General features: G+C 37.1%; 10 protein-coding genes. 8 read left to right on the forward strand and 2 right to left on the reverse strand.

The window, feature by feature from the left end; genetic code table 11:
- The first annotated feature begins 41 nt into the window (after window positions 1-41).
- From LC040_00450 to LC040_00485, 8 genes are all read left to right on the forward strand, one after another.
- On the forward strand, window positions 42-1,052 hold the full coding sequence (locus LC040_00450) for a LacI family DNA-binding transcriptional regulator (GenBank protein ID WLR51409.1): 1,011 nt from the start codon (window positions 42-44) through the stop codon (window positions 1,050-1,052).
- A 186-nt stretch (window positions 1,053-1,238) separates the two neighbouring features.
- Window positions 1,239-2,573: an ABC transporter substrate-binding protein gene (locus LC040_00455; protein WLR51410.1), complete on the forward strand. Its 1,335-nt coding sequence runs from the start codon at window positions 1,239-1,241 to the stop codon at window positions 2,571-2,573.
- A gap of 82 nt (window positions 2,574-2,655) precedes the next feature.
- Window positions 2,656-3,564 (forward strand): sugar ABC transporter permease, encoded by a 909-nt coding sequence (locus tag LC040_00460; GenBank protein ID WLR51411.1) that lies wholly within the window; start codon window positions 2,656-2,658, stop codon window positions 3,562-3,564.
- Window positions 3,561-4,391: a carbohydrate ABC transporter permease gene (locus LC040_00465; protein WLR51412.1), complete on the forward strand. Its 831-nt coding sequence runs from the start codon at window positions 3,561-3,563 to the stop codon at window positions 4,389-4,391. The genes LC040_00460 and LC040_00465 overlap by 4 nt, the downstream gene beginning before the upstream one ends.
- 18 nt (window positions 4,392-4,409) lie before the next feature.
- Window positions 4,410-5,744 (forward strand): GH1 family beta-glucosidase, encoded by a 1,335-nt coding sequence (locus tag LC040_00470; GenBank protein WLR53355.1) that lies wholly within the window; start codon window positions 4,410-4,412, stop codon window positions 5,742-5,744.
- 44 nt (window positions 5,745-5,788) lie between these two features.
- Entirely contained in the window at window positions 5,789-6,781 is a 993-nt protein-coding gene (gene mgrA, locus LC040_00475; protein WLR51413.1) for an L-glyceraldehyde 3-phosphate reductase, read from the forward strand.
- Window positions 6,782-6,810: 29 nt separating this feature from the next.
- Window positions 6,811-8,148: a glycoside hydrolase family 30 protein gene (locus LC040_00480; GenBank protein WLR51414.1), complete on the forward strand. Its 1,338-nt coding sequence runs from the start codon at window positions 6,811-6,813 to the stop codon at window positions 8,146-8,148.
- A 35-nt stretch (window positions 8,149-8,183) separates the two neighbouring features.
- Window positions 8,184-11,399: a cellobiose phosphorylase gene (locus LC040_00485; protein ID WLR51415.1), complete on the forward strand. Its 3,216-nt coding sequence runs from the start codon at window positions 8,184-8,186 to the stop codon at window positions 11,397-11,399.
- Window positions 11,400-11,495: 96 nt separating this feature from the next.
- On the opposite strand, the gene LC040_00490 is transcribed toward LC040_00485, so the two are convergent.
- Window positions 11,496-12,524, reverse strand: a complete 1,029-nt coding sequence (locus LC040_00490; GenBank protein WLR51416.1) for a ThiF family adenylyltransferase — start codon at window positions 12,522-12,524, stop codon at window positions 11,496-11,498.
- Entirely contained in the window at window positions 12,514-13,287 is a 774-nt protein-coding gene (locus LC040_00495) for a thiazole synthase (protein ID WLR51417.1), read from the reverse strand. The genes LC040_00490 and LC040_00495 overlap by 11 nt, the downstream gene beginning before the upstream one ends.
- Window position 13,288 lies beyond the last annotated feature (1 nt).

Consider the following 13,288-nt stretch of genomic DNA (forward strand, 5'->3'; position numbering starts at 1 on the left):
GTTACGAAAGCGCTTTCGTAATAGAAAAGGTGTTGAAGTTTATGGTTACTATATACGATATTGCTAAGAAAACTGGAGTTTCTGTCACAACAGTTTCTAAAGTACTAAATGATTATGATGATGTTAGTCAAAAAACAAAAAAGAAAATCTTAGAGGCTGTAGAGGAACTGGGATATCTACCTAATTCTCATGCTAGAACCTTAACAACGAAAAAATCATGGACTATAGGTGTGGTTTTTGTTGAATCGTTAGGGATTGGAATGAAACATCCATTTTTTAGCGCAGTGATAGAGAGCTTTAGAAAGAATGTAGAGACAGAAGGATATGACTTATTATTTGCATCTAGGAATATTGGTAACAAGAAGAAAAGTTATCTGAAACATTTTCAATATCGAGGTGTAGATGGAGTTGTTATCGTTTGTTCTACCTATAATGATGAGCAGGTACAAGAATTAATTGATAATCCACTTCCAACAGTGGTTATTGATTTGCAAAGTGACAAATCTAGTGTTGTTTACTCCGACAATATTAGTGGAAGTCAGCTGGCGGTTGAATATTTATATTCATTAGGCCATCGGAAAATTGCTCATATTGCTGGACACCCTTCTACTTACGCAGGAGAACAAAGACAAATAGGTTTTATCCAAGCTATGAAAGATTTAAATTTGTCTGTTCCAGAAGAATACATTGTAGATGGTAAGTATTTTTCAAGAGATAGTGGTTATGAGGCGATGAAAAAACTCTTACAGTTAAATTCTCCGCCTACAGCTATTTTCGCAGCAGGCGATAATTTAGCAATTGGAGCGATAGAGTCAATTAGAGATAGTGGTTATGAGGTACCAAGAGATTTCTCGATAGTTGGATTTGATGATATCGAACTTTCACAATATGTGAACCCACCATTAACTACTATTAAACAAAATACCGATATAATTGGAAAAGAAGCAGCAAAACTCTTGATCAAACAAATTATCAATAATGGAAAAAATGTTGAAAGTATAAGTGTTCCAGTGCATTTAGTGACTAGGAAATCGTGTAGCGAAATAGGATGATTTTTTGAATTTTTCGAAACCGATTTCATTTTTTTAAATCGAAAACGAAAGCGGTTTCGAAAAATAAAAATAAAATTAAATAAGTGTAAAATCGTGTTAAATTATTTTTTCGAGAGTTTCGAAACCGGTTTAGTAATCTTTTGGTTTATTGTATTTTGATGGCTTTAATAAATGGAGGGACTAAGAATGAAGAAGTTATTAAGTGTTATTTTAACTCTTTCTTTAATGGTTGGTATTTTCGCTGGTTGTTCATCAGATAAGTCACCAAGTTCTAGTGAAGGCTCTGACAAATCAGATAAAGTATTGAAAGTTTGGTCTTTCACAGATGAATTGAAGAAGCCAATCACAACATTTGAAGAAAAGCATGGTGTGAAAGTTGAGTTAACAATAGTTCCGATTGCTGATTACCCAACGAAACTTAAGCCAGTGCTTGAAAGTGGTGTTGGTGCCCCAGATGTATTTACAGGAGAAATTGCATTCTTAAAACAATGGACAGACCGTAACTATTGGGAGAATTTATCTGAGGAGCCTTATAACGTAGATGAGTGGGAAGAGGAATACATTGATTATGTGTTTGACTTAGGAAAAGATTCTGAAGGTAATGTAAAAGCACTATCTTGGCAAACGACTCCAGGTGGTATTTATTACCGTCGAAGTATTGCAAATGAGGTTTTAGGTACAGAAGATCCTGATGAAGTAGGGAAGATGATGTCTTCTTGGGATGGGTTGTTTGAAGTAGGAGAAAAATTAAAAGAAAAAGGTTATCGTTTATTCCCTGATGAAGGAGCGATTCGTTGGTTTTCAAAAAGTGAAGACCCGCAGCCTTGGGTGAATGAAAACAATGAATTAGTGATGACACAAGCAAAATTAGATTATTTCGATCATGCAAAGAAATTGCGTGAGAAGGATTATACAGCATTTGCACCTGAATGGTCACCATCATGGTTTGCGGCTATGAATGGCCCAATTGCCTACAATGGTGGATGGGACGAGGTAGATGAAAGTGCTAGTGACAAAACAGAAGTTTTCTCTTATGCATTACCAACATGGGGATTACACAGTGTACTTAAGGTGAACGCGGAAGATACTGCTGGTGACTGGGCTGTCACAACAGGTCCTGCACCATATTTCTGGGGTGGTACTTGGTTAGGGATTTATAGTGGTTCTGAGAAGAAGGAATTAGCTTGGGAATTTGTGAAAATGATGACGCATGATAAAGAGTTCTTAAAAGAGTGGTCATTAGAAACTGGAGATGTTTTAGCATATCTTCCTGTAACGAATGAAATTAAAGATGATTTTAGCGAGCCTTTCTTAGGTGGGCAAAATAATTATACATTCTTCTTAGAACAAGCAAAAAAAATCGAATCAGGGATTGTAACAAAGTATGACCAGCAAATTGATACGTTACTTGGAGCAAAAGTTCTTGAATATGTAGATGGAAAAATGACGAAAAAAGAAGCAATTGAAGCCTTTTATAAAGAAGTAGAAAATGCATATCCAAATATAAAAACACCAAAGTAAGAAAGTTGAAAACAAAGAAAGGGATAGAAGGGTGGAGTGTCTATCCCTTTTTCTTGCATCATGAGGAAAGAAGGAGTGCTTTATGAAGAAACTAGACTATAAAGGTTATTATTTTGTAGCTCCATTTTTTATAATCTTTCTCGTGTTTAATGTCTATCCAATACTATTAACATTTTATTACACATTCACCCATTATGAAGGATATGGAAAACCTGAATTTATTGGGTTAGCAAACTATATCCGCATCTTTTCAGATAGTTATTTCTTAGAGGCATTCATCAATACGTGGAAAATTTGGGGCTTGAATTTTGCATTGCAATTAGGAATAGCTTTACTATTGGCTGCGTTATTTTCTGATCTTCGGTTTAAAATTAAGGGGCTTGGCTTTTTTAGAGCGATATTTTACTTGCCTAACTTAATTACGATAAGTTCGGTTGCCATTCTTTTTAACATTATGTTGGATTGGCATTATGGAACAATTAACCAATTTTTGATAAAGATCGGTCTTATATCTTCACCTATTAATTGGTTAAATCAACCGTTTACGGCTCAAGTTTCAGTTTCATTAATTTTAACTTGGATGTGGTTTGGCTACACCTTTATTGTCTTAATGGCTGGGGTATCAGGTATATCAAAAGAATACTATGAAGCAGCACTTATTGATGGTGCAAATAGGTGGCAAACGTTTATTTATATTACGTTACCTTTACTCAAACCAATTATGCTATATGTGATGATCACCTCTCTAATCGGTGGCCTTCAATTATTTGATTTACCAATGCTTCTAACAGATGGTCTAGGAAAACCAGATGGCGCTTTAAATACAATGGTTCTATACCTTTATAATCAAGCATTTAGGTACAATAACTATGGATACGCTGCAACAATCGCTTATATGTTATTTTTAATCACTGTTATTTTCTCAGCTATTACATTTAGATCTATGTATCGCGATGTAAAAGTTACAAAAAAGAGAGGTAAAATAAAATGAATGCAAAAAAAAGCTTCGTTAAGCTGATTATATATGTTCTCTTAACATTATTAGCGATTATTAGCTTTATTCCATTTTATATGATGATTATTAATGCTACTCGTGAAAATAAAGACATTTTAATGGGCTTTTCTTTTTTACCAGGTAGTAATTTGGTTGAAAACTACAAAACAATGATAGATTATGTAAATATTTGGGCTGGTTTTAAGAATAGTTTAATTGTATCTGTATCAGTAACTGTTTTAAGTGGTTATTTTTCCGCTCTAACCGCTTTTGGTTTTACTGTATATAATTTTAAGGGTAAAAATCTATTATTCACCTTGACGCTAGTAATGATGATGGTACCTGGGCAATTGGGGTTAATCGGATTTTATGAATTGAATAAAACAATTGGAACACTTGATACGTTTATTCCATTAATTGTTCCTGCAATTGCAAGTCCATTTGTCGTGTTCTTTCTAAGACAATACCTTGCTTCTACTTTGCACCCTTCATTAATTGAAGCAGCTCGCATGGATGGAGCTAGTGAATTAAAAATCTTTCATTCCATTGCGCTTCCAATGATGATGCCAGGTGTAGCAACGATGTCGATTTTTACATTCATCGGTTCATGGAACAACTATATTTTACCATTAGTCGTAATTTTTTCACCGGAAAAATACACGTTACCAGTATTAATGGGATTCTTAAAAGGTTCTCAAGTAGCCCAAAATCTAGGTTCCTTGTATCTTGGAATTGCTATTTCTGTCGTTCCAATTATGATCGCGTTCCTATTCTTATCAAAATACATTATTAGCAGTATTTCAGCAGGATCAGTTAAAGGATAAACATAGTGGGGGGAAACAATAGTGAATTTTTCAAAAGATTTTATTTTTGGTACGGCAACTTCTTCATATCAAATTGAAGGGGCAGTTAGAGACGGCGGAAGAACTCCTTCTATCTGGGATACGTTCTCTGAAATTCCTGGGAAAGTATTGAATGGAGATACTGGAGAAATCGCTTGTGACCATTATCACCGACTTGAAGAAGATGTTGAGCTTATAAAAAGCTTAGGAGTAGACTCTTATCGCTTTTCCATTGCTTGGCCAAGAATTTTTCCGAAAGAGGGTGAATATAACCCTGAAGGAATGGAGTTTTATCGGGAATTATCTATTAAATTGCGAGAAGCAGGTATTAAGCCTTTCGTTACAATATACCATTGGGACATGCCACAGTGGGCTTATGAGCAAGGTGGATGGGTGAGCAGAAACTCTGTTCAGTGGTTCAAAGAGTTTGCCGAAAAATGCTTTATAGAATTAAATGATTATGTCGAAATGTGGATTACGCATAATGAACCTTGGTGTGCAGCATTATTAGGATATCACCAAGGCGTGCATGCACCTGGTCATAAAAATATGGATGAAGCTGTAAGAGCGGCTCATCATATTATGTTATCACACGGTGAAGTGGTGAAACTGTATAAAGAAGAGTTAAAGCTTCATAAGGCAATTGGAATCACGCTAAATCTTTCACCAGTGTATGCGGCAAGTGAAAGTCAAAACGACCAATTAGCTGCTAATAATTTTGATGGGTATCTTAATCGCTGGTTTTTAGACCCGATTTTCAAAGGGAAATACCCAACAGATATGATGAATTTATTTTCAAAATATGTCCATTCATATGACTTTATCCAACCAGGAGATATGGAATTAATATCTTATCCCTGTGATTTCTTAGGTATTAATTTTTATAATCGACAATTAATAGAGTTTAGCTCGGCTGCTGATTTCTTATTCACACCAGCTTATTCTGATTATCCTAAATCAGGTATGGGGTGGGATATTTCACCGAAAGAGTTTAAAGAATTAATTTATAGGTTGCGAAAAGAATATACAGAACTTCCGATTTTCATTACAGAAAACGGTGCAGCTTTTGATGATGTGTTAGAAGAGGATGGTAGTGTGCATGACCACGAACGTGTAGGCTACATGGAACAACACATTAAAGCGGTTGGCGAACTAAACCAAGAAGGGTTCAATATTGCTGGTTATTATTTATGGTCATTATTGGATAATTTTGAATGGGCTTTTGGATATGAAAAGCGTTTTGGTATTACGTTCGTTGATTTTAAAACGCAAAAAAGGTACTTAAAAGATAGTGCAAAACGTTATGCTGAAATTGTGAAGAATAGAAAAGTTTAAATTTTTTTGAAGAGAAACGAAACCGGTTTCAGGAGTTGATATAAATGGGTTATACCCCGAAAAAAGATCGTTATGAAAAGATGAAATATAACTATTGTGGTAAAAATGGGTTGAAACTGCCTGCTATATCATTAGGTTTATGGCACAACTTCGGAGCGCATGATGATTTTGAAAATGCTAGAGAGATGATCCATACTGCCTTTGATTTAGGAATTACACATTTTGATCTTGCAAATAATTATGGGCCTCCTGCTGGAAGTGCTGAAAAAACGTTTGGTCAAATTTTAAATAATGACTTAAAAGGGTATAGGGATGAGTTGTTAATATCTACTAAAGCTGGTTATGGCATGTGGGAAGGTCCTTACGGAGACTGGGGCTCGAGAAAGTACCTTATATCTAGCCTTGATCAAAGTTTGAATCGATTAGGGTTAGACTATGTAGATATTTACTATTCTCATCGACTTGACCCAAACACTCCCCTTGAAGAAACAATGGCAGCACTTGATCATGTAGTGAGGCAAGGGAAGGCACTGTATGTTGGAATATCAAACTACCCTGCTGAAGAGACGAAGCGTGCTTCTAAAATTCTAAAGGAACTAAAGACACCTTTTATTATTCATCAGCCTGCCTATTCAATGTTCAACCGCTGGGTAGAAAATGGATTAACAAATGTTCTAGAAGAAGAAGGCCTTGGAGCGATTGCCTTTCAGCCACTAGCACAAGGGCTTTTAACAAATAAGTATCTACAAGAGGTACCCAAAGACTCAAGAGCTGCGAGTGACAGTGTTTTTCTAAACAGAAATGATTTATCTGAAGACAAGTTGTTAAAGGTTAGAAAGTTAAATGACCTTGCACATAAAAGAGGGCAAAGTCTTGCACAAATGGCAATCGCTTGGGTGTTAAATAAAAAGTCGATTGCTTCAGCCTTAATTGGAGCAAGTCGAGCAAGCCAAATTGTTGAGAATGTGGAGGCTTTAAATCATCTAGAATTTAGCAAAGAGGAATTAGAGCAAATCGATGCGCTCACAAATAGTTAATTGTTTTAAAGCTTAGGAGTGTTGAACTTATGACAGAGGTACGTGTGATACTAACGACTAAAGATTCAGATAATCGTTTGACAGAACAACAAAGTCTACAGCTTAAATCAAATCCATCAGGGCATGTTGATATCAATATTGATCGTTTAGAAACCTATCAAACGATTTTAGGTTTCGGTGGGGCATTTACAGAAGCAAGTGCCTATACATTATCGCAAATGTCTAGTGATAAGAGACAAGAAGTATTAGATAGCTATTTTGATCAAAAGAATGGTTTAGGATATACGATTGGACGCGTACACATTCATAGCTGTGATTTTGCACTAGAAAATTATACGTATGTGGAAGACAATGATATCGAGCTTAAAACGTTTAATATAGAAAGAGATCATAAGTGGGTGCTTCCTATGATTAAGGATGCGATGAAAGTAAAGGGAAGTAGGATTCCATTACTTGCGTCGCCTTGGAGTCCGCCAGCTTGGATGAAAACAAACCAGGAAATGAATAATGGTGGGAAGCTTTTACCAGAGTATATGAATACTTGGGCATTATACTATACAAAATTTATTGAAGCATATCGAAATGAAGGTATGGATATTTGGGGAATTACTGTACAAAATGAGCCTGCTGCAACGCAAGTATGGGACTCATGTATTTATACAGCTGAGGAAGAGCGTGACTTTGTGAAAAATCACCTTGGTCCAATCATGCATGAAAATGGGTATGATGATGTGAACATTATCATCTGGGACCACAATCGAGATATTATTGTCGAACGTGCTTCAACAGTATTAGAAGACCCTGAAGCGGCAAAGTATGTATGGGGCACGGGGTTACATTGGTATGTGAGTGAAGAATTCCATAAAGTTGGCGAAGTTCATGAAAGATTCCCTGACAAACATTTATTATTTACAGAAGGCTGCCAAGAAGGTGGCGTAAAGCTTGGGGAATGGTTTACTGGTGAGAGGTATGGTCGCAATATGATTGGCGATTTAAATAACTGGGTCGAAGGATACTTAGACTGGAACATGGTGTTAAATGAAGAAGGCGGTCCAAATCATGTCCAAAACCTTTGTGATGCGCCGATTATTGCAGATACAAAAACAAACGAGCTGCACTATAATAGTTCGTTTTACTATATTGGCCATTTTAGTAAATACATTCGACCTGGAGCTGTAAGAATAAAAGTCAATAATGAAAATCTTCATCTACAAACAACTGCCTTCTTAAATGAAGATGGCACCATAGCAATGGTGGTTATGAATGAAACGGATGAACATAGAAGCTTCTCGGTTGGCTATAACAAAGATAGCTTTCAAACGAATCTACCTCCACATTCTATAGCAACCTATCTATTTGAAAAATAATGTGGTTATGATCCTGAAAAGAGGGGGAACAACTTGTGGCAAACAATAGATATTCATTCGATCTACAGAAAAGATTTGTAATCGAGGACTATGATAAAGCCAAAACGTTTTCGAGCTTTTTACCAGGCATAGCAGGTGTTAAAGGTATACCGATGTGGACATTTTATGTAAACCGAGGACAAGGGATCTGTAGTTTTGGTGTGAAGGATAAACATTCACCAATTATGGAATTTTCACCTGCAAATATTGCGTATAAAAATGTGGCAGCTAGTGGATTTCGAACTTTCATTAAATTAAAAAATGAAAACAGAGTCATTGAGCCTTTTTCACCAGCGCCAAACAATCCGAAGATTAAAAGAACAATGTATGTTCAAGCGAATCAGTTAACGATTGAAGAAGTAAATGAAATAGAGGCTCTTAAAGTAACGGTTCACTATTTTCACATACCTGAAGCGAATTTTGCCGGATTAGTTCGTAAAGTGGAAGTAACAAACCTTAAGGGTGAAGAAATTCAGGTAGAAATACTCGATGGTATGCCAGAACTTCTGCCTTATGGTGTGGAGAATGCAGCGTACAAAGAAGTTGGTAACCTCTTAAGAAGTTGGATGGAAGTGTATAACCTTGAAAATCAAATTCCATACTTTCGTGTTCGAGCAAGTATAGGAGATGAGGCTGAGGTTAGTGAAGTAACGAGCGGGCATTTCTACTTAACGTTTACTGATGAAGAAAAGCTCATAACACCGATTGTAGATGCAGAGATTATTTTTGGAGAGGACCAATCTCTTCAAAATGCAGAGTATTTCATGAGTCATTCTTTAGAAGAAATAACTTCCTCCCCTCAAGTGACAGCGAATAAAGTACCGTGTGGCTTCACACCGGTTAGTCGTACGATAGGATCTAATGAAATGATTACAGTTTGTAGTATCATTGGTCATGTTTCGGATATAGAAATGATCCATAGTCAAGTCGATGAGATTATAAAAATGACATACATTAATGAAAAGCAACAGCGAGCAAATGAGCTAATTCGAACATTAACAGATTCAATAAAAGCATCTACTTCATCGGATATATTTGATGAATATACGCGGCAAAGCTACCTTGATAATGTGCTGCGTGGTGGTTATCCATTCCTTTTGGAGAATGGAAAAGACGGTTTTGTATATCACCTGTTTTCAAGGAAGCATGGTGATTTAGAACGTGACTATAACTTCTTCTCGATTGCTCCTGAATATTATTCACAAGGTAACGGTAATTTTCGTGATGCCAATCAAAATAGAAGAAATGATATTTACTTCAACCCTAAAGTAGGAAGCTTTAATGTCAAAATGTTCATGAGCTTAATTCAAGCTGACGGTTATAATCCATTATCTGTTGAAGGTTGTTCTTTTACAATTAAGAAGGAGTATGAAACTCACCTATCTGGTTTATTCGCGCGATATGTGCACAGCCATAAGGCAGAACTTGCAAAACTATTAGCGAAGAATTTTACACCTGGAAAGGTTGTCAACTTTTTATATAACGAAAAGGTTCAATTAGCCGTATGTGAAGAAGACTTTCTCACCGAAGTATTAAAACTCTCAGAGCAGCATATCGAAGCAAGCTTCGGAGAAGGGTTTTGGATAGACCATTGGACGTATAACTTAGATTTAGTTGAAAGCTATTTGGATATTTACCCTGACCAGCTTGAAGATTTTATGTTTAATGATAACAGTTATACGTTTTTTGATAGTCCTGCTTATGTTCTTCCAAGAAATGAGAAGTATGTCTTATCGAAAGGTAAGGTAAGGCAATATGGAGCTATTCTTGAAGATGAACAAAAGATGGAGAAGCTGGGTATATCACTAAACGATACGAATTGGTTGCGCACGAATAATGGGTTAGGTGACATATATGAAACTAACTTATTTGTGAAATTGCTTTCCTTAGCCTTAAATAAATTTGCTACATTAGATCCTTATGGAATGGGTATTGAAATGGAAGCAAACAAACCGGGTTGGAATGACGCAATGAATGGCCTCCCTGGAATATTTGGCTCAGGGATGAGTGAGACGTTTGAATTGAAGCGAGTTGTTCAATTTATTGCTTCAACCATTGAACAAGTGGAGGATCGTGCTGTTAACATCCCTATGGAAATCAATACGTTTATGAATGATGTGTACAAAAATCTAGTTGAATCCCGTGTACGTAAGATGAGCGATTTCGAATATTGGGACGCTATTTCAAAAGCAAGAGAAACTTATCGTAAGTCGATTCGATTTGGTATTGATGGGCAAGAAGAACAAGTTACGCTTCATGAAATAAAAACAATTTGTGAAACGTTTCTATGGAAGTTGAACGTAGGAATAGAGAAGGCGAAAGAGCTTGGAAAGGGACTTTATCCAACTTATTTTTCTTTTGAAGCTGTTGATTATGAAGTAATGGAAGGTGAAGTTAGTCATTACGGATTACCGAAAGTAACAGTAAAGGAATTCAAAGTATCGGTACTTCCATCTTTTCTAGAGGGGCCGGCACGTTCATTTAAAACCCTCCAAAATATCGACAGTGCGAAAGAGCAATATGAAAAAATCAAAGCGTCGGACTTATATGATAAGCATATTAAGATGTATAAGACATCAGTGAGCTTAGACAGCCAATCACATGAAATAGGCAGGATTAAGGCGTTCACCCCTGGATGGTTAGAACGGGAATCAGTTTTCTTACACATGTCTTATAAATATTTGCTCAGCTTATTAAAGACAGGGCTGTACGAAGAGTTCTTTAATGAAATGAAAACATCACTCATTCCATTTATTGACCCAGCGATGTACGGAAGAAGTATACTTGAGAATTCATCCTTTATTGCCACCTCTGTCAACCCTGATCCATCCGTTCATGGGAGAGGGTTTGTCGCACGACTAAGTGGCTCAACAGCTGAATTCTTAAGCATGTGGACGTACATGATGATTGGAAAGCAGCCTTTCAAAGTCGAAGAAGATACTCTCACCTTATCTTTCTCACCGGCTTTACCAGGATGGCTCTTTAAAGAGGATGGTGTTTTATCTTTCAGATTCCTTGGACAAACAGAGGTAGTCTATCATAATGAAAGAAGAATGAACACATACGGCGCGAATAAGCCACAAATCAAATCATTCATTTTACATGATAAAAATGGAAATAAGAAAGAAGTGGATAATTTCTGTATTCGTGGTGAAGACGCTTTTGCGATTAGAGAAGGAATGTATGAAAAGATCGAAGTATTTATGGGGTAAGTCAAAACACTTACATTAAAAATTGAACGAAATATAACAAACAACAGTCTTCCTATACAAGAAATAAGGAAGGCTGTTGTTTATTTTACAAGGTTTTTAAATGTGTACAAGTTGCTCGTACAATTTCTCAGCTTCTGCTACATCCTTTGTACCATGCAGAAGAATTCTCCCATCGGAAAAAACAACGATGCGCTTACTTTCTGACAGCTTTGCATGAATGATATGTTCATTTGCTTTAATATGTGTAGTCATTGAAGCAAGGTTCTTTTCAATGAGTGAGCGGTTTAGCTGTTGACTTTGGCTTGGGCGAATTTGGATCGTATCTCGACCGCAAAGGATAGCTAAGTCTGTTTGTTTTTGTGTATTTAAAAATGGATAGGTGGGCTGACTACCACACGAAGAACAGTCAGCTTTTTTTAGACCTTCCATCTGAAGTGATGATGTATGGTTTTTCCACAAGTCTGTATACAATAAGGTTTTGCGGATTTTGTCTTCATTTCCAGTTAATAGTTTCATTGCCTCGTTTACTTGATGAGCAGTTACCCATTGAATAGTTGGTGAAATAATGCCGACATTATCACATGTTTCAGCTTGATTAGGCAGGGTTTCAGCCATGCAAGAAAGGCATGGAGTGACTTTGGGAATAATCGTGTAGGTTAACCCTGTACTTCCTGTGGCTCCGCCATAAATCCATGGAATTTGTTGTTTTTGCGATATGTCGTTAATAAGAAAACGTGTTTCAAAGTTATCTGTAGCATCCATGATAAGATCGACAGTTGTTATGGAAGAGGACTTCACATAGTCAAAAAAGTCCGTAACAATTGGCACGATCTCAACTTCACGATTAATCTCTTGCAGACGGTGCGATGCGGCGATTGCTTTTGGGGCCCCTGCCGCTGCATCAGCTTCGGTGTATAGTTGCTGGCGTTGGAGGTTGCTCCATTCAACATAATCGCGGTCGATGATTGTTAGCTTGCCAACACCAGAACGTGTTAGCATTTCAGCAATACTCGTACCAAGTGCACCTGCACCAACCATCAGTACATGACTGCTTGCAAGCTTTGTCTGTCCAGTTTCACCAATTTGTTTGAAAAGAATTTGTCTTGAATACCGGTTATGATCCAATCGTGCTCATTCCTTCTTGTGGACTGCTTGCGACAGCATATTCTTTCATTGGAATTCTTCCAGATTCATAGCCAAGGCGGCCTGCTTCAACAGCAAGCTTCATTGCTTTTGCCATGCCGATTGGGTCTTTCGCTCCTGATACAGCTGTGTTCAGCAGGACACCATCAGCGCCAAGCTCCATCGCTTGGGCGGCATCAGATGGAGTGCCGATACCGGCATCGATAATAACAGGGACATCAACCGATTCAATAATATATTTCAAGTACGTATCATTTACAATTCCTTTTCCTGTTCCGATTGGCGAAGCACCAGGCATAACTGCATGAACGCCTAATTGAGCAAGCCGTTTTGCAAGAACGAGATCGTCTGAAATATAAGGAAGAACGATAAAGCCCTCATCTAACAGTGTTTCACATGCTTTGTAGGTTTCGAGCGGGTCAGGAAGAAGTGTGCGGTCATCACCAATTACTTCCACTTTGACCATGTCGCATAACCCTGAAGCCTTCGCCAGCTTAGCAATTCTGACGGCTTCTTCAGCGGTTGCGGCGCCTGCTGTGTTTGGTAGAAGTGCAAAGCGGTGTAAGTCAAGTTGTTCTAAGAAGTTTGGCTGGTCTGGTTGTGAAATATTTAACCGCCTTACTGCGAATGTGAGAAGCTCTGTTCCTGAAGCATCAATTGCTTGCTTTTGCGTTTCTAAATCTGGGAATTTACCTGTTCCTAATAACAAACGTGAATTTAACTCATATGAACCGATTTTTAACATC

It is taken from the genome of Bacillus tianshenii, assembly GCA_020524525.2.
In the GTDB taxonomy this organism is placed as follows: Bacteria; Bacillota; Bacilli; order Bacillales; family Bacillaceae_N; genus Bacillus_AV.

Bases quoted from the DNA above. Each gene is read 5' to 3' on its own strand.
- LC040_00460 (WLR51411.1), top strand. From the start codon at position 2,656: ATGAAGAAACTAGACTATAAAGGTTATTATTTTGTAGCTCCATTTTTT.
- LC040_00480 (WLR51414.1), top strand. From the start codon at position 6,811: ATGACAGAGGTACGTGTGATACTAACGACTAAAGATTCAGATAATCGT.
- LC040_00455 (WLR51410.1), top strand. From the start codon at position 1,239: ATGAAGAAGTTATTAAGTGTTATTTTAACTCTTTCTTTAATGGTTGGT.
- LC040_00465 (WLR51412.1), top strand. From the start codon at position 3,561: ATGAATGCAAAAAAAAGCTTCGTTAAGCTGATTATATATGTTCTCTTA.
- LC040_00495 (WLR51417.1), bottom strand. From the start codon at position 13,287: ATGTTAAAAATCGGTTCATATGAGTTAAATTCACGTTTGTTATTAGGA.
- mgrA (WLR51413.1), top strand. From the start codon at position 5,789: ATGGGTTATACCCCGAAAAAAGATCGTTATGAAAAGATGAAATATAAC.
- LC040_00450 (WLR51409.1), top strand. From the start codon at position 42: ATGGTTACTATATACGATATTGCTAAGAAAACTGGAGTTTCTGTCACA.